Annotated in this window: 18 protein-coding genes; 10 read left to right on the top strand and 8 right to left on the bottom strand. The window is 71.4% G+C overall.

Annotated elements, in window-relative coordinates; all coding sequences use genetic code 11:
* Positions 1–131: 131 nt before the first annotated feature.
* Positions 132–1,253 carry a sugar ABC transporter substrate-binding protein gene (locus ABD126_RS31180; protein WP_343937738.1) on the top strand — a complete coding sequence of 374 codons (1,122 nt, stop codon included), beginning with the start codon at positions 132–134 and terminating at the stop codon, positions 1,251–1,253.
* Here ABD126_RS31180 and ABD126_RS31175 read toward each other — a convergent pair.
* A complete protein-coding gene (locus ABD126_RS31175; RefSeq protein ID WP_343937736.1) occupies positions 1,246–1,689 on the bottom strand; it encodes a winged helix-turn-helix transcriptional regulator in 444 nt (147 codons plus the stop codon). The genes ABD126_RS31180 and ABD126_RS31175 overlap by 8 nt on opposite strands.
* A gap of 82 nt (positions 1,690–1,771) precedes the next feature.
* On the opposite strand from ABD126_RS31175, the gene ABD126_RS31170 reads away from it, so the two are divergent.
* Together ABD126_RS31170 and ABD126_RS31165 are read left to right on the top strand one after the other, a co-directional pair.
* Positions 1,772–2,428 carry a DUF899 domain-containing protein gene (locus ABD126_RS31170; protein ID WP_343937734.1) on the top strand — a complete coding sequence of 219 codons (657 nt, stop codon included), beginning with the start codon at positions 1,772–1,774 and terminating at the stop codon, positions 2,426–2,428.
* Between the two features lie 3 nt (positions 2,429–2,431).
* Positions 2,432–2,860, top strand: coding sequence for a pyridoxamine 5'-phosphate oxidase family protein (locus ABD126_RS31165; RefSeq protein WP_343937732.1), 429 nt, complete (start codon positions 2,432–2,434; stop codon positions 2,858–2,860).
* Positions 2,861–2,897: 37 nt separating this feature from the next.
* Here the strand turns inward: ABD126_RS31165 and ABD126_RS31160 are convergent, their stop codons facing one another.
* The 3 genes from ABD126_RS31160 to ABD126_RS31150 all read right to left on the bottom strand — a co-directional run bounded on the left by ABD126_RS31160 (position 2,898) and on the right by ABD126_RS31150 (position 4,696).
* Positions 2,898–3,416 (bottom strand): hypothetical protein, encoded by a 519-nt coding sequence (locus ABD126_RS31160; protein ID WP_343937730.1) that lies wholly within the window; start codon positions 3,414–3,416, stop codon positions 2,898–2,900.
* A 192-nt stretch (positions 3,417–3,608) separates the two neighbouring features.
* Positions 3,609–4,331, bottom strand: a complete 723-nt coding sequence (locus ABD126_RS31155; RefSeq protein ID WP_343937728.1) for a hypothetical protein — start codon at positions 4,329–4,331, stop codon at positions 3,609–3,611.
* A gap of 23 nt (positions 4,332–4,354) precedes the next feature.
* Complete coding sequence (locus tag ABD126_RS31150) at positions 4,355–4,696, bottom strand: hypothetical protein (protein WP_343937726.1); 342 nt, start codon at positions 4,694–4,696, stop codon at positions 4,355–4,357.
* 247 nt (positions 4,697–4,943) lie between these two features.
* On the opposite strand from ABD126_RS31150, the gene ABD126_RS31145 reads away from it, so the two are divergent.
* Positions 4,944–5,150, top strand: a complete 207-nt coding sequence (locus tag ABD126_RS31145; RefSeq protein WP_343937724.1) for a cold-shock protein — start codon at positions 4,944–4,946, stop codon at positions 5,148–5,150.
* Position 5,151: 1 nt separating this feature from the next.
* Here ABD126_RS31145 and ABD126_RS31140 read toward each other — a convergent pair whose 3' ends face one another.
* A complete protein-coding gene (locus ABD126_RS31140) occupies positions 5,152–5,571 on the bottom strand; it encodes a nuclear transport factor 2 family protein (RefSeq protein ID WP_343937722.1) in 420 nt (139 codons plus the stop codon).
* A 716-nt stretch (positions 5,572–6,287) separates the two neighbouring features.
* Positions 6,288–7,997, bottom strand: coding sequence for an acyl-CoA dehydrogenase family protein (locus ABD126_RS31135; RefSeq protein ID WP_343937720.1), 1,710 nt, complete (start codon positions 7,995–7,997; stop codon positions 6,288–6,290).
* Between the two features lie 132 nt (positions 7,998–8,129).
* Here ABD126_RS31135 and ABD126_RS31130 point away from each other — a divergent pair, with 132 nt between their 5' ends.
* Both ABD126_RS31130 and ABD126_RS31125 read left to right on the top strand, forming a co-directional pair.
* The gene (locus ABD126_RS31130; RefSeq protein WP_343937718.1) at positions 8,130–9,188 is read left to right on the top strand and encodes a WD40/YVTN/BNR-like repeat-containing protein; all 1,059 of its coding nucleotides are present in this window, start codon (positions 8,130–8,132) and stop codon (positions 9,186–9,188) included.
* Positions 9,189–9,473 carry a MoaD/ThiS family protein gene (locus ABD126_RS31125; RefSeq protein ID WP_343937716.1) on the top strand — a complete coding sequence of 95 codons (285 nt, stop codon included), beginning with the start codon at positions 9,189–9,191 and terminating at the stop codon, positions 9,471–9,473.
* A gap of 2 nt (positions 9,474–9,475) precedes the next feature.
* Here the strand turns inward: ABD126_RS31125 and ABD126_RS31120 are convergent, their stop codons facing one another.
* Together ABD126_RS31120 and ABD126_RS31115 are read right to left on the bottom strand one after the other, a co-directional pair.
* Positions 9,476–10,291 carry an SWIM zinc finger family protein gene (locus ABD126_RS31120; RefSeq protein WP_343937714.1) on the bottom strand — a complete coding sequence of 272 codons (816 nt, stop codon included), beginning with the start codon at positions 10,289–10,291 and terminating at the stop codon, positions 9,476–9,478.
* Positions 10,284–13,169 (bottom strand): DEAD/DEAH box helicase, encoded by a 2,886-nt coding sequence (locus ABD126_RS31115; RefSeq protein ID WP_343937712.1) that lies wholly within the window; start codon positions 13,167–13,169, stop codon positions 10,284–10,286. The genes ABD126_RS31120 and ABD126_RS31115 overlap by 8 nt, the downstream gene beginning before the upstream one ends.
* 73 nt (positions 13,170–13,242) lie before the next feature.
* Between ABD126_RS31115 and ABD126_RS31110 the strand changes: the two genes are divergently transcribed.
* The 4 genes from ABD126_RS31110 (at position 13,243) to ABD126_RS31095 (ending at position 16,260) form a co-directional block, all read left to right on the top strand.
* A complete protein-coding gene (locus ABD126_RS31110) occupies positions 13,243–13,977 on the top strand; it encodes a hypothetical protein (RefSeq protein ID WP_343937710.1) in 735 nt (244 codons plus the stop codon).
* Positions 13,967–14,410 (top strand): very short patch repair endonuclease, encoded by a 444-nt coding sequence (locus tag ABD126_RS31105; RefSeq protein WP_343937708.1) that lies wholly within the window; start codon positions 13,967–13,969, stop codon positions 14,408–14,410. The genes ABD126_RS31110 and ABD126_RS31105 overlap by 11 nt, the downstream gene beginning before the upstream one ends.
* A 220-nt stretch (positions 14,411–14,630) precedes the next feature.
* Positions 14,631–15,689, top strand: a complete 1,059-nt coding sequence (locus ABD126_RS31100; RefSeq protein ID WP_343937804.1) for a DNA cytosine methyltransferase — start codon at positions 14,631–14,633, stop codon at positions 15,687–15,689.
* Positions 15,690–15,729: 40 nt separating this feature from the next.
* Positions 15,730–16,260, top strand: coding sequence for a hypothetical protein (locus ABD126_RS31095; RefSeq protein ID WP_343937706.1), 531 nt, complete (start codon positions 15,730–15,732; stop codon positions 16,258–16,260).
* Positions 16,261–16,288: the final 28 nt, after the last annotated feature.

Genomic DNA, 16,288 nt, shown 5'->3' with positions numbered 1-16,288 from the left:
CCAACGATTGGTGCGGACCATTTGGCACCAAGGCGTTGCTACGTCTTGACGAAGCGGCGTCGCGGGAGATGGAATCGGCCATTCTGTTTCGATCCACCGATCGGCGGTCGGTCCGCGCAAGGGGTTGGCGAATGCGAAGACTACGCGGAGTGGTGTGCTGCGCCGTGCTCGTCCTGACCGCGGCGGCGTGCGGGGTGGACCGCAAGCCCGCCGGCGGGCCGGAGCCGGTCGCGCCGCTCCAGCCGGGCGACAAGCCGGTGGTCGGCGTGATCCTGCCCGACCGCGACTCGTCGGACCGCTGGGAGGAGCAGGACCGCCCGCTGCTGGAGTCCGCGTTCAACTTCGCCGGCATCACGCCGCTGATCGAGAACGCCGAGGGCGACGAGAAGAAGTTCCAGAGCATCGCCGACGACATGATCCAGCGCGGCGTGAAGGTCCTGATGACCACGCCGTTGAGCACCGAGGGCGGCGCGACCGTCGAGCGCAAGGCCAAGCAGGCGAACATCCCGGTCATCAACTACGACCGGATCAGCCTGGGCGGCCAGGCCGACTACTACGTCTCCTTCGACAACCTCAACGTCGGCGAACTCCAGGCCGAGGGCCTGCTGAGGTGCCTGGGGAACAAGCCGGGCGCGCAGATCATCGAGATCCAGGGCGCGCCGACGGACAACAACGCGACCCTGTTCGCCGACGGCCAGCGCCGCAAGCTGGGGCCCAAGTACGACGCCGGCGCGCTCAGGCTGGTCAAGAGCCAGGCGATCGACCAGTGGGACCCGGTGCGGGGCAAGGCAGTCTTCGAGCAGATCCTGGACGACAACGGCGGCAAGGTGGACGGCGTGGTCGCCGCCAACGACGGCCTCGCGGGCGCGGTGATCGAGGTGCTCAAGGCGCGCGGGCTCGCGGGCAAGGTGCCGGTGACCGGTCAGGACGCCACGCTGGAGGGGCTGCGCGCGGTGCTGCGCGGCGACCAGTGCATGACCGTCTACAAGCCGATCCGGGACGAGGCGGAGGCGGCGGCGCGGCTGGCGATCGCGGTGGCGCGCGGGGACATCAGCGGCGCGGACGACCTGGCCACCGGCAACACCCGCGACCTGGTGTCGCGCCGGGACGTGAAGTCGGTGCTGCTCGGCGCGGACCTGATCACCAAGGCCGACGTGCGGCGGCTGGTGGCCGAGAGCGTGGTGAAGTCCGTGGACCTGTGCGCGGGCGACGTCCGGCCGGTGTGCGACGAGCTGGGCATCCTGGTCAACTAGACCCGGGACCGGCCAGCAGGTCGATGTCCTTCGCGGTCATCGGGCCGCCGCAGTGCGGGCAGGTCAGCTCGACGTGGCTGACCTGCCCGCACGCGTGGTGCCGGTAGAGCACGGGCGGGCCGTCGGGGGAGACCCACCGGTCGCCCCACCGCACCATCACCATCAGCACGTCGACCAGCTCGGTGCCGCGTTCGGTGAGCGCGTACTCGTAGCGGTTGGTCGCGTACTCGCGCCGTTCCAGCACTTCGCGCTCCACCAGCCACTTGAGGCGTTCGGTGAGCACCTTGCGGGAGATCCCGAGGTCCTCCTGGATCCGGTCGAACCGGTTGATGCCCGCGTAGACGTCCCGCAGGATCAGCGGCGACCAGGGCTCGCCGATCACGTCGAGCGTGCGCGCGATGGAGCACGCCATGGTCCCGAAGTCAGTCCGCTGCACCCACCCGAGTCTACGCGTACGGGTTCCCTCAGGGAACCGACTCCTGATACGGTTCCCTCAAGGAACTCGAATCGGAGGAACCATGAACCGCCCGGACGTCGTGTCGAGGGACCAGTGGCAGGCGGCGTTGGACGACCTGCTGGTGCGCGAGAAGGAGTTGACCCGGGAGCTGGACGCCCTGGCCGCCACCCGCCGCCGGCTGCCGGCGGTCCGCGTGTCCGCCGACCACCGCTTCACCGCGCCGGACAGCTCGCCGGTCGGCCTCGCCGACGTGTTCGCCGGCCGCCGCCAGCTGGTCGTCTACCACCACATGCTCGAACCCGGCCAGGACTGGGTGTGCGGCGGCTGCACGTCGTTCACCGACAACATCGCCGACCAATCGCACCTCAACGCCCGCGACACCACGCTGGTGCTGATGTCCCGCGCGCCCCGCGCCGAGATCGACGCCGTGCGCGACCGGTTCGGCTGGACCGTGCCGTGGTACTCCGCCGACCCCGCCTTCTACACCGAGATCGGCCTGACGGGCGGGTTCCGGCTGAGCGTGTTCCTGCGCGACGGCGACGAGGTCTTCTACACCTACTACACGACCGCGCGCGGCGTGGACCGCCTGCGGCTGGACTTCAACCTCCTCGACCTCACCCCGTACGGGCGCCAGGAGACCTGGGAGGACTCGCCCGAGGGGTGGCCGCAGACCCCGACCATGGCGTGGCTGCGCCCGCGCGACGAGTACGGGAGCTGACCCGTGGAACTCACCGCCGCCGAGCGCGACGCGTTCCTCGCCGAACCCCACGTGGCCGTGCTGACCATCGCCGCGCCGGACCGCCCGCCGCTGACCGTCCCCGTCTTCTACGCCCACCGCGACGGGCTGATCAGCTTCTTCACCGGCACCCAGGGCCGCAGGGCGCGCAAGACCCGCCTGTTGGCCGAGACGGGCGCGTTCAGCCTGTGCGTGCAACGCCCCGAGCCGCCGTACACGTACGTCACGGCGGAGTGCACGGTCGTCCGCACCGAGCGCAAGCCGGAGGTGGAGGACGTGGTCGCCGTCGCCGCCCGGTACATGCCCGAGGACGCGGCGCGCGAGTTCGCCGAGGCCGAGATCGCGCACCCGGCGGGCACGTTCGTCCTGTTCACCGGCCGCCCGGACCGCTGGATCAGCAGGCGGTTCGGCTAGGCCGTGTCCCGTGGGCGCCGTGGCCGTCCGGCGCCGGTCAGCTCACCGCTGGGGGTTGGCGGCGTTCCCAGCGCTCGATGATCCGCTCGGCCGTGGCGCGGTCGATCGGCTCGAACGTGCCGTCGTAGCGCCCGCGCTGCCAGTCCTCGCGGATGTAGCTGTCCCGCCAGCCCGTGCCCGGGTGGTACCGCTCCTCCCGTTCGCCTCCGTGCTCGGTCGTCCACGTGCGGAGCACGCCACTGGGATCGTCCACGGTGGATCCGTCCAGCCAGGCGAGGTAGGAGTACGGCCTGCCGTCGAAGGTCACACCCCTGCTGACCTGGTCGCGCACCGCGTTCTCGAACCGCACCGCTGCCTGCTCGTCCACCCGGTGCACGTCGGAGCTGCTGACCGCCGAGCTGGTCAACACCGAGCTGGGCACCCAGGCCAGCTGGGTCATGAACGACTCCTCGCGCACCTGCCCGTTCTCGTCCACCCACCGGCGGAGCATCACCCCGGGGTCCTCCGGCCGTGGACGGGCCGGCGTGACGACGGCGAAGTACTCGTACTGCGGCACCAACTGGAATCCGTTCCATCCGGGCAGTGGACTCGGCCGCTGCCGCCCGAAGCGTTTCTCGCGCGTTCGTACGTCGTGGACTGCGGTGTGAGCAGGTCGGGGGCGGTGCTGGTGTCGAGTGTAGTGGCGTTGGGGCGCCGGCCGGCGGGATCATCGACCTGGGTCCAGCCGCCCCCGCGACCGCCCGGCGGCTCAGTCGCCGTCGTGCCGGCCCGAGATGAACTCCTGGAACCGGATCTTCGCCCGGATCAGCGGCTGCCGCACGCGCGCCTCGCGCCGGTAAGCGCGGCGCAGCTTGCGCGAGCCTTCGGTGTACCGCCAGCGCGCCCACGGTGACCCGGGTCGTGCCAGCCGCAGCGCGCCGATCTCGGGCAGGACCGGCACCAGGAGGCCCAGCAGCCCGGTCCACACCTTGCCCTTGAGCAGCGCGACGATGGCGAAGCCCAGGTTGACCAGGATGATCACGACCCGGACCCACACGCCCTCGCCGTAGAACTCGTCGTACCCCAGCGGCCGGGCGCCCAGCAGCAGCAGGCCCGTCATGCCGATGGCGAGGAACACCGCGTCCACCGACAGCCGGCCGTCCTTCTCCCAGTACACGTCCCGCAGGTGCAGGATCAGCGCGAACTCGTCCAGCACCAGCGCCGCGCCCACGCCCAGCAACGCCGACGCGGCCACCCGCCAGCCGTGCTCCTCGTCCGGCACGGCGAGCCCCGTCACGCCGCCGACCAGCATGAAGACCGTGCCGGGGACGACGTGGTGGATGTGCGTGCCGCCCGGGGTGATGTTGCCCGGCCACCACCGGACCTTGGCCCGGATCATCCGCACGCTGATCCTGATCAGGACGAACGTGACGACCAGGCCGAGGAAGAAGAACAGCAACCGGGTCTGCGGGAGGTGGAGGGTCGAGAACACCCCTCCATCTTCACTCGACCGGCCTACTTGAAGGTGATGCCCCCGTTGATCTCGCCCGCTTGCACCACCGGTCCGGTGGGGTTCCCGGTCACGTGGTTGTTGACCCGACCGGTCTGGCGGACGGTCACCCGTTCGTGTTCCCGGCGGAGCCGGTCACCGAACGCGGCGTCCTCGGCTTCGGCCCTCCGCAGCACCTCGCTCAGCGCCGCGACCTGCGGCGAGTCGGGGGCGGCGCCCTCGGCGGCGGTGAGCGCGGCGGTGGCCTCGGGGTCGTCGGCGAACTTGGCCCGGACCAGCGCGTACAGGCCGGCGAAGGCGCGGGAGGCGAGCGAAGCGGCGATGGTCACCAGAACGGGTTCGGACATGGCGGAAACCCCCTGTGATCGCGTCTTCGCCCACGGTAGCAGTCCGACTCGCCGCACTCTGCTGCTCGACTGCCGCGGGGTTGGCGTGGTTGACTGTGTTCGGTCGTACCTATCTGTGTTCGTGTTCCACCACGCTCGCGGATCGGAGTTGCGGGCGTAGATCTTCCTCGACGGGAGGGGCTCCACGCCCCAACGGACCCGGTGGTCGCAAGCGCGATCCGGCACCTGTTAGAGGAGAAGTAGCAAGATGGCAGTTCAAGGCACCGTAAAGTGGTTCAACGCGGAGAAGGGCTTCGGCTTCATCTCCCCGGACAACGGTGGCGCCGACGTGTTCGTGCACTACTCGGAGATCCAGTCCACGGGCTACCGCACGCTGGAGGAGAACCAGCGGGTGGAGTTCGAGATCGGCCAGGGCCAGAAGGGCCCGCAGGCGCAGGCGGTTCGACCGGTCTGACCTAGGTCCGATTTCCATCGGATAGCAGCGGAGCCGCCATCCCGGCAACGGGGTGGCGGCTCTTCTCTTCCCACCCGCCGTACACCCGCTTGCCGACCAGTCGGGCCCCGTCGAACAGGAAGAACACCCCGCTGCGCCCGCCGACGCCGTCCCCGTCGAGCCGCAGTTCGACGATCACGGCCCCTTCGGCGTGGTGCAACGAGACGACCCGACTCGACAGCCGAGGCCCCGCGGCGACGACCCGCTCGTAGTACCCCACCACCGCGGCCCGCCCCTCGATCACCTCGCCGGTGGCCATCACCTCCCACCGAGCGTGGTCGAACACCCCGACGGCGCCCTCGAACTCCCCCTCGTTCTCGGCCTCCAGGTGCTCCAACACGATCGCCTCGCGCAAGGCGCGCAGCGACTTGGACGCGGTCACCGCATCCCTCCCCTCACCCAGGTGCCCGACCAAACACCCCCGCGCCACCACCAGTCAAGACGGCACCCGACTGACGCCAGAGCCACCGAACCGCCTTCCGCGCCGCAGGCGCGCTCCGAAGGGCTCTATAGCCCGAGGAAGGGCCTCGGTCTGTCCCCGTACGGCCTGGGCGCAGCCCAACCGCGCTTTGGTCTTGTCCGCAACCAGCTTTTCCGGTTGCGGACAAGACCAAAGGGTGGTTGCCTCCGGCAGGCCGTACGGGGACAGACCGACGCCCTTCCACCCCCGGGGGCCTGCCCGCCGGCGAGGCGCTTTTGATCTTGAGAGCGCTTCGCGCGTTCTCTTGGGAGCGCTGCGCGCGTTGTTCAAAGAGCTTGAAGATCGTGAACGCGCTGACGCGCTCAAAAGCGAAAAGCGGCGCTCGCCGCGCGGCAGGCCCCCGGGGGGGGGTGGAAGGGCGTCGGTTCGTCCCCCGCACGGCCTGCCGGAGGCAACCACAGATCGCCGGGGTCGTCCAAAAAACTCTCGCTCGTTCCTCGCGAAACTTTTTCAGGCCGACCCCGGCGATCTGTGGTTGGGCTGCGCCCAGGCCGTACGGGGGACGAACCGAGGCCCTTCCTGTGGCTTGGCAGCCAAGAGGAGCGCCTGCGGCGCATAAGCGCGCCGCAGGCGCAACAACGGCTGTGGCGGGCGGGGAGGCCCGGCACGCAGGAGTCCTAAGGGCGCATCTCGTAAGCGCCGGACAAGCCGGCAACTTGTTCCCACACCCGCTCGAACCGCGCCCGATCCACCACGGGCTTCCGCACCGCCCCCAACGCCCACTCCTGCTGCGCCCCGGTCGAAGAAGCCTTCCCGTGCAGCGCCACGGCCCACGCGGAGAAGTCCCGCACGAGCACGTCGAACACCTGGTCCACCACGTCCGCGTCCACCGCGGCCGGCCCGGCCTGCTCCAGCACCAACTGCCCGTAGACCACCAGCGTGAACAGTTGCCCCAGCGTCAGCAAGAAGTCCAGGTCCTTCTGCTGCTCCGCGTCCGGCGCGGCCGTCGTCAACAGTGTCCGCAAGCCCTGTGCCTGTTGGTGGAACCGCGCCACGTTCGGCACGTGCGCGAACGCCCGGTAGGCGGCTTCCCAGTCGTGGAACCGGATCGAGCCCAGGCCGCGTGCCGGGCCCTGGTGCCAGAAGAAGTCGTCGTCCTTCGGCTCGTGCACCGTGGGCACGTCGGCGTACTCGACCGGCTGGAACAGGTACGCGGGCATGAACTTCAGCACCAGGGCCAGGTTCACGTGCACCGTGCCCTCCAGCTTGGGCAGCGCGCCGATGTCCCGGCCGGCCATCGAGAAGTACGTGTCCTTCTCGAAACCCTTGGCCGCGATGACGTCCCAGAGCAGGTCGATCACCTGCTCGCCCTCGCTGGTCACCTTCATCTTGGTGACCGGGTTGAACAACAGGTACCGACGATCTTCCGGTGACGCCGTGCGGAAGTAGTCCACTGAACGGTCCGCGAACAACTTCATGGCGATCAAGCGCGCGTACGCGTCCACGAAGTTCTGCCGCACGTGCGGGAACTCGGTCACCTTCTTGCCGTACAGAACCCGGTTGTGGGCGTGCGTGATCGCTTCGTAGAACGCGTGCTCCGAGATGCCGATGGACGCCGTGCACAGGTTGAACTTGCCGACGTTCACGGTGTTCAACGCGGCGCTGAACGCGTCCGCCCCGGTGTGCAGCACGTCCTCCGCCGCGACCGGGTAGTCCTCCAACCGGAACTCGCTGACGAACATCTGCGAGTCCACGACGTTCTTGACCAGCTTGTAGTTCGGGTGCGCGCTGTCCACGGCGAAGAACACATACCCGTCCGGCCCGTCGACGTCCGCCCGCCGCCCGAACACCGACACCATGCCGGCGACGTTGCCGTTGCCGATGTAGTACTTGCCGCCGTTGGCGACGAACCCGCCGTCACCGGTCGGCGTCAGGACCATGTCGGTGGAGTAGACGTCCGCGCCGTGCTCCCGCTCCGACAGCCCGAACGCGAACACCGCGCCGCGGTCCAGCAGTTCGGCGGCCCGCTTCTTGGCGGCGGCGTTGTCGCTCATCCAGATCGGGCCGAGGCCCAGGACGGTGACCTGCCACGTGTACCAGTACTGCAGGCCGTAGAAGCCGAGGATCTCGCTGAGCGCCGCGTTGCGCGTCGCGTCCCAGCGCTTGTCCGGGTGCCCGTCCGCTTCGGCGGCCGGCGTGAGGAAGGTGGCGAACAGCTTCTCCCGGGCGGCGAACTCCAGGAACTCGGCGTACCAGACCCGGGACTGGTCGTCGGCGATGAGGCGCCGCTTGCCGCGCTCCTCGAACCAGTCGATGGTGGCCCGCAGCAACCGCCTGCTCTCGGGGTCGAGGTGCGCGCCCTCGAAGCTGTTGGGATCGAACAACACCGGCCTGCTCCCTTCGTCTGCGCACGCACGTTACCAGCGAGTAACTTGTTTCGCCCGACCCCCTCTCGGCGCGAAATTGTCAGACGCCGCGCGTACCGTGCTCCACGTCACACCCGCCCGTCGGAGGACGCCATGCACCTGCTCGCGATCGGCACGCGAAAAGGCCTGTGGCTCGCGACCAGCCCCGACCGCGCGTCGTGGGAGGTCCGGGGGCCGCTGCTGCCCATGACCGAGGTCTACGCGGTCGCCATCGACCCGCGCGGTCCCCGCCTGCTCGCCGGGACCACCAGCCCGCACTTCGGCCCCACCGTCATGACCAGCGTCGACCTGGGCGAGACGTGGCGGGAGCCGGACCACGCGCCCATCGCGTTCCCCGAGGACGGCGCGCTGGAACGGGTGTGGCAACTGGCCCTCACCCCGGACCCGGACGTCGTCTACGCGGGCACCCAACCCTCCGCCCTGTTCCGCTCCGAGGACGGCGGGCGCACCTACTCCCTCGTCCAGGGCCTCTGGGACCACCCGCACCGCAAGGAGTGGGGAGCCGGGTTCGGCGGGCAGGCCATCCACACCGTCCTGCCGCACCCCACTGACCCCGATCAGCTCACCGTGGCCATGTCCACCGGCGGCGTCTACCGCACGTCCGACGGCGGCAGCACGTGGACGGCGAGCAACAAGGGCGTGCAGGCCTACTTCCTGCCCGACCCGTACCCGGAGTTCGGCCAGTGCGTCCACAAGATCGCCCGCCACCCGTCCACACCGGACCGCCTGTACCTCCAGAACCACCACGGCGTCTACCGCTCGACGGACGGCGGCGCGACGTGGGACTCCATCGCCGACGGCCTGCCCTCGGACTTCGGCTTCCCCATCGTCGTCCACCCGCACCGGCCCGAGGTGGTCTACAACTTCCCGCTCGTCGCCGACGCCGAGCGCTTCCCGCCCAACGGGGAGTGCGCGGTCCACCGCTCCGAGGACGGCGGCGACACGTGGACACCCCTGCGCACCGGCCTGCCCGACGGCTTCTGGACAGCCGTGATGCGCGACGCGATGTGCACGGACACCGCGACCCCGGCCGGCGTCTACTTCGGTTCCCGCTCGGGCTCGGTGTACGCCAGCGCCGACGAGGGCGAGTCCTGGCGCCGGGTCGCCGAACACCTGCCCGACGTCGTCTGCGTGCGCGCGGCGGAGGTGTAGGTGAAGGTCACCGTCCTCCTGCCCGGCGTCCTGCGCCCGGCCGCCGCGAACCGGTCCAGCCTCGAACTGGACCTCCCGGAACCGGCCACCCTGGGCGCGGTCCTGGACGAGCTGTCCACCCGCTACCCGCTCCTGGACCGCCGCCTGCGCGACGAGCGCTCAACCCTGCGCCGCTACGTGAACTTCTACGTGGACGGCGAGGAATGCCGCCGCCTCGACGGCCCGGGCACGGTCCTGCGCCCGAACGCGGAGATCCGCATCCTCCCGTCCGTGGCGGGCGGCTGACCTCACCCGCCCAGCCTCCGGTACAGCGGCCGGAGTCCGTCGGTGATCGACCGCCCCCGGACCGCCAGCGGTCCCAAGCGGTCCAGGATCGCGTCGGGGTGGTGGGCGACCGGCTCGTCCGGGTCCGGCACCGGCTCCGCCGCGGGCCGCTGCCAGAACACGTCCAGCGAGTCCTCCAACGCCGGCAACCCGTCGTCCGCGGCCACCGTGGCGGGCATCGGCGCGCGCAGTTCGCGCAACCGCTCCAGCAGGTCCTCCCGCCCCCGGCCCCGCCACGCCAGGATCTCGAACGGGTCCGCGTCGAACGACTCCGCCAGCAGGTAGCAGGCCGCCGCCAGGTGCTTGCACGGCACCTCCCAGTCCGGGCAGGTGCAGTCCATCGACATCTCGCGCATCGACGCCGGGAACAGCGTCAACCCCAGCCCCGCGAACAGCTCCTCGATCTCGGCGGGCATCTCCCCGGCCAGCAGCTTCGCCGCGAACACCGCCCGGTCGGCCAACGCCCGCTCGATGCGAACCCAGTCCTCGTCGGAGAACTTCCGCACCCCGATCCGCGCCCGGTACGGCTCGGGCCGCGACCCCATCACCAGCGCCACCACCACGCTGGTCGACAGCGACAGCGACATCACCTGCCCGGTCCGCGCGTAGGTCCGCCCGCGCGCGAGCCGCCCGCCCATCCCGAACGACTCCAGCACCTCGACGAACCGCCGCGACCACCAGGTCCGCGCGATGTCGCCGCGCTTGCTGCGCAGCGTCAACCCGCCCTCGACCCGGATCGGGCGCGCGGCGGGTGGCCGTTCCCCGTGCCAGTCACTCACCGACGGCCTCCCCGGACAACGCGAACAGCTCCCGCAGGTCCGCCGTGGACAGCTCGGTCAACCAGTCCTCCCCGGCGCCCACGACCAGCTGCGCCAGCCCGCGCTTCTCCTCGATCATCCGGTCGATCCGGTCCTCGACGGTCCCCACGCACACGAACTTGCGCACCTGCACGTGCGACCGCTGCCCGATCCGGAACGCCCGGTCGGTCGCCTGGTCCTCCACGGCCGGGTTCCACCACCGGTCCAGGTGGATCACGTGGTTGGCCGCGGTCAGGTTCAGGCCCGTCCCGCCGGCCTTGAGCGACAGCACGAAGATCGACGGCCCGTCGGCCTCCTGGAACCGCCGCACCATCTCGTCGCGCGCCTTCGCGGGCGTCCCGCCGTGCAGGAACAGCACCTCGGTGTCGAACCGCGCCGCCAGGTGCGGCACGACCAACGCGCCGAACCGCGTGAACTGGGTGAAGCACAACGCCTTGTCGCCGTCGGCCAGCGCTTCCTCCAGCACCTCCTCCAGCCGCGCGAGCTTCCCCGACCGCCCCGCCACCCGCGACCCGTCGCCGAGCAGCTGCGCCGGGTGGTTGCAGACCTGCTTGAGCCGCGACATCGTCGCCAGCACCAGGCCCTTGCGCTTGATGCCCTCCGCCTCGGCGATGCGGGCGAACATGTCGTCCAGCACCGCCTGGTAGAGCGTCGCCTGCTCGGCGGTCAGCGTGCACAGCTGCTTGACCTCGATCTTGTCCGGCAGGTCGCTGATGATCCGCGGGTCGGTCTTGAGCCGGCGCAGCACGAACGGCCTGGTCACGCGCCTGAGCCGGACGGCCGCGCCCTCGTCGTGGTGCCGCTCGACGGGCACGGCGTAGCGGGCGCGGAAGGTGTTGACCGTCCCCAGGACGCCGGGGTTGACGAAGTCCATGATCGACCACAGCTCGGCGAGCCGGTTCTCCACCGGCGTGCCGGTCAACGCCACCCGGTGCCGCGCGGGCAGCGCCCGGACCGCCCGGGACTGCCGGGTGGCGCTGTTCTTGACGTTCTGCGCCTCGTCGAGCACCACGCGGTCCCACTGCACGCCGGCCAACGCCTCGGCGTCGCGCGTGGCCACCGCGTACGTCGTGATCACCAGGTCGTGGCCCGCGGTCAGCGCCGCCGCGACCCGGTCGCCGCCGTGGTGGACGTGGACCTTCAGGCCGGGCGTGAACCGCTCGGCCTCGCGCTGCCAGTTGCCGACCACGGACATCGGGCAGATCAGCAGCGTCGGCGGGCGGCGGCCGTGCTGTCGGGAGTGAGCCTCCAGCGCCAGCAACTGCACGGTCTTGCCCAACCCCATGTCGTCGGCCAGGCAGGCCCCGAGCCCCAACCGGTCCAGGAAGACCAGCCACGACAGCCCGCGCAGCTGGTACGGCCGCAGCACCGCGGTCAGCCCTTCCGGCGGGTCCACCGGGTCCAGGTGCTGTTCCGCCTCGCCGGACAGCAGGTCGCCCAGCCACCCGTCCGCGTGCACGGCCGTGACCGGCAGCGGCAGGTCGGGGTCGTCCTGCGCCGAGATCCGCAGCACCTGCCCGGCGGTCATCCGCCCGCTGCCCAGCACCGCCAATCCTTCGGCCAGCCGCTTGCGGTCCAGGTGCACCCACTGGCCGCGCACCCGCACCAGCGGCGCTTTCGCCTTGGCCAGCGCGGACAGCTCGGCCTCGGTGAGCTTCTCGTCGCCCAGCGCGAGGTCCCAGCGGTAGTCCAGCACCGCCTTCATGCCCAGCTCGCTCTCCTTGGCCACGACCCCGGCCGCGCCGCGCGTGGTGGCGGTCAGCGAGAGGCCGATCTGGCGCGGGTGCCGCCACCACGACGGCAGCATGACCCCGAACCCGGCCTCGGCCAGCAGCGACGCGCGGGTCAGGAAGTCGTAAGCGCCCTCCAGGTCCAGGTCCAGCGCGACCGGGTCGCGTTCGGCCAACGCGCGGTCCAGCGGCGAGAACACCTTGGACGCCCGCCCCAGGTCGCCCAGCAGCACTTCCTCGGGCCGCGCCACCCAGCGCCGCAGCACGGCGTCGTGGCGCCACACGTCCTTCGCGGGCACCAGGACGCTCGGCTCGTCCACGACCTGGAGCAGGAACTCCAGCCGCCAGCCCTCCTGGTCCGGGCCGCCCTGGTCGGGGGAGGCGAGCCGGAAGCACGTCCGCACCACCTGCGACTGCTCCGCCCGCCACGCCTCGACGGCGTTGACCAGCGCGGCGTCGTGGGGCCGGACACCGCGGCCGGTCAGCGCGGCAAACCACCGCCCGACGACACCGGTCCCGTCCACCTCGACGCCCCGCAAGCGCTCGCGGACTTCCTTGTCCACCAACGAGTCCAGCACGGCGTCCAGGGGGTCTCCGACATCCCGCACCGCCCGGAACGCGGGCGGCATGGCGTCCCGCAGCCGCGCCAGCCGCAGCCGTTCGGGGGCGGCCCGCCAGCGCGCGTCGCCGCCGGGCAGCACGCGCCCCCGCGCGACCAGGTCCCGGGCGAACTCCACGACCTCGGCCAGGTAGCGGGCGGACGCGCCCAGCCGGCACCCGGGCGGCGCGTCGGGCACCTCGTCCAGCCACACCACGGGCACCCGCCAGGCGCGCAGCCGCACCGCGCCGCGCCGGACCGGGGGCTTGGCCAGCGGGTCGCGCACCAGCTCCGGCGACTCGGCCGGCCCCGAGGCGTAGGAGGGCAGGCGGACCACCAGTTCGCCGTGCTTGCCGTCGAGCAGCGTCGCGAGGTCCGCTCCGGCCACCGCGAACGGGTGCGGCACGGGCGACTTCGGCAGCCGCGAGCCCACCTTCACCGGGAGCCGGGCGTCCTCGGCCCACACGGCCGTCCGCCCGTCGGGCGCGCACAGCCCGTGGAGCACCAACATTGGCTCGACTCTAGGCGGTCCGCGACCTGCGCGTTCCCCGGGACTGTCGGTGGTCGTCCGTACCCTCGCTGTCATGACGATCACCGCGATGGACGTGCGCAGGACCTTCAACGTCACCCAGGAGACCCGGTTCCGGTTCAACGGCTGGTTCCGCGACCGGACACCGCTGGTGGAGCGGGTGATGTCGCACGACACCTCGGCCGTCCTGCGGGTCACCCCCGAGGACGTGCTGGCCGTGTGCCCCGGCGTGCCCAGAACCGGTCCGCCGCCCGACGTCGCCGGGATCCGGGCGTGGCGGCCGGAGTTCCCGTTCACCCACGTGGCGCACCACGTGGTCGAGCGGCTGGGCCGATTACCCGGCTGGGACGAGTTCCGCGAGTTCTGCGAGACCGACGAGGCGACCCGGGCGATGCTGTGGACGCCCGCCAGCGAGGCCATCGCCTCGACCACCGACCGCGCGGGGGCGCGCGGGGCCATGCGGCACAAGGTGGTCACGGAGTTCGCGGGGTTCCTGCGGTACCTGTCCGTGATCGCGCACCTGCGCCACGCGGGGTTGGACGTGCGCGTGCACCCGTTGGCGGACCTGGTGTTCGAGGTGGACGCCTGGGTGGAGCGGCTGATCCTCAACCCGCGCGGGGGCGGGCAGCGCTCGTCCCGCCTGCTGGTGCACGCGATGCCGCCGTTCTTCTTCCACGACCTGGGGCTCAAGCAGTTCGAGCAGGTGGGCGCGGTGCCGCTGCCCGCGCGCCGCGACCTCGACCGCGCGGTGCGGAGCCTGCGCGGGGTGCTCTACCCCGATGCACCATGATGGCCGCGTGCCGAACCTCCCGACCACGTCGGACGTCAGCGCGCGGATGAGCAGGCAGCGGTCCCGCGACACCGGGATCGAGGTGGCGCTGCGCCGGGAACTGCACCGCCTGGGCCTGCGCTACCGCGTCCACCGCCGCCCGGTGCGGGCCGTGCGGCGGGAGGCGGACGTGGTGTTCGGCCCGGCGAAGGTCGCGGTGTTCGTGGACGGCTGCTTCTGGCACGGCTGCCCGGACCACGGCACGTGGCCCAAGCGCAACAGCGACTTCTGGCGCACGAAGATCGAGTCCAACCAGGCCCGCGACCTGAACACGGACAAGGTGCTGGCGGAAGCCGGCTGGCTCGCCATCCGCGTCTGGGAACACGAAGACCCGGCGACCGCGGCAGCGAAGATCCACGCCACCGTCCAGTCCCGCCGCTCGCCCCGCACTTGATCCACGCCGCCGCGCCCCACGTCCGATCTCGCGCCGGAGCGAACCCCCGTCGTCCCGCCGGCGTGGTCCGCCCGGTCTCCGGCGGCGCGAGCCGCCCGCTTCCCCCGGCGGCGTGAGTGGCCCCCGCTTCCCCGCCGGCGTGAGTCGCCCGCTTCCCCCCGCCGGCGTGTCGATGTCGGGCGCGCGCAACAGGCCGGCTAGCCTGGCCCCCGTGCTCACCATGATCGACCTGTTCGCCGGCTGCGGTGGCATGACCTCCGGCTTCACCGCCGCGGGCGGCTACCGCCCGGTGATGGCGGTCGAGTGGGACCTGCACGCCGCCGCCACCTACGCCGCGAACTTCGGCGAGGACCACATGACCTGGTCCGACATCGCCGCCATCCCCAACCGCGCGATCCCCCGCGTCGACGTGATCGTGGGCGGTCCGCCGTGCCAGGGCTTCTCCAACCTGGGCAGCCGCGACGTCAACGACCCCCGCAACTCGCTGTGGCGCGAGTACCTGCGGTTCGTGCGCAAGGCCAAGCCCAAGGTCTTCGTCATCGAGAACGTCGACCGCTTCCTCACCTCCACCGAGTTCGCCCTGCTGCAAGCCGAGACCCGGGGCTACGAACTCAGCGCCGGCCTGCTGCTCGCCGCCGACTTCGGCGTGCCCCAACGCAGACGCCGCGCCATCGTCATCGGGTCCCGCGTCGGCCGCATCCCGCTGCCGACCCCGACCCACCCGAAGACCCGCTGGCACACCGTCCGCGACGTCCTCACCGGCCTCCCGGACCGCCCCCGCACCACCGCGCTGCCCGGCTCCCGGGTCGAGTTCTTCGGCGTCGAACTCCCCGGCCGGCACAAGAGCCCGGACCTGCACATCGGCCGCAACCCCACCCCGCTGTCGGTGGAGCGCTACCGCAACATCCCGCCCGGCGGCGGTCGCTTCGACCTCCCGGACCACCTCCTGCCCCGGTGCTGGCGGGAGAAGAAGACCGGCACCACCGACGTGATGGGCCGGATGCGCTGGGACGAACCGTCCCTGACCATCCGCACCGAGTTCTACAAGCCCGAGAAGGGCCGCTACCTGCACCCCGAGCACGACCGGCCGATCACCCACCTGGAAGCCGCGCGGCTGCAGTCCTTCCCCGACGACTTCGAGTGGTGCGGCACCAAGATCGAGGTGGCCCGCCAGATCGGCAACGCGGTCCCACCCACCCTCGCGCGCGCCATCGCCAACCACCTCAAAACCCATCTGACCAGCGACTACACCCCGACTTCGAACTGCCCGCTCTGCTGACACGCGTGGACTGTCGTACTCCCGTCCTAGCGTGATCAGCATGACGACGACCACGTACGAAACCCAGACCCGCATCGGCACCACGAGCTACCGCCTGCGCGCGGCGGCCGACCCGGACCTGGTCATGGAACTGACCGGCACGGACACCTCGGGCGCCATGGTGGCCCAAGGCACGCTGAGACTGCCGTTGGACGCCGGCGCCACGGTGGGCAAGCTCCTGGCCCAGGTCCTCGACGCCCTGGGCAGGCTGGGCGCACCCCCACCCCGCCCACCCCGCTCCCGCCCAGTCAACGCCAACCAGCCCTGGACCGACGCCCTGGACGCAGACCTGCGCGCCACCTGGCTGAACGCCACCCCGGCCACCCCGACCACCGACCTGATCCGCACCCTGGCCCGAGACCACCAACGCTCGGCCACGTCCATCCGGGCGCGCCTGGCCAGGATCGGCTGCGACCCGGACGTCCCCGGCCGGCCGCTGTCCCCGGAGGCGGCGGCGGTCCTGGGAGTTCAGGGTCGGGGTCAGGGCGGTCTCAGGGGAGAACCCGATTCGCCGGGGGGAGGTGTCGAGTGATGCTGGAGGTGACGGCGCACCATCGAGG

Origin of the sequence: Saccharothrix mutabilis subsp. mutabilis (genome assembly GCF_039521145.1) — a bacterium.
Lineage (GTDB): Bacteria > Actinomycetota > Actinomycetes > Mycobacteriales > Pseudonocardiaceae > Actinosynnema > Actinosynnema mutabilis.
The sequence above is the reverse complement of the archived record's forward strand: the minus strand, read 5'-3'. Positions and strand labels throughout refer to the sequence as shown.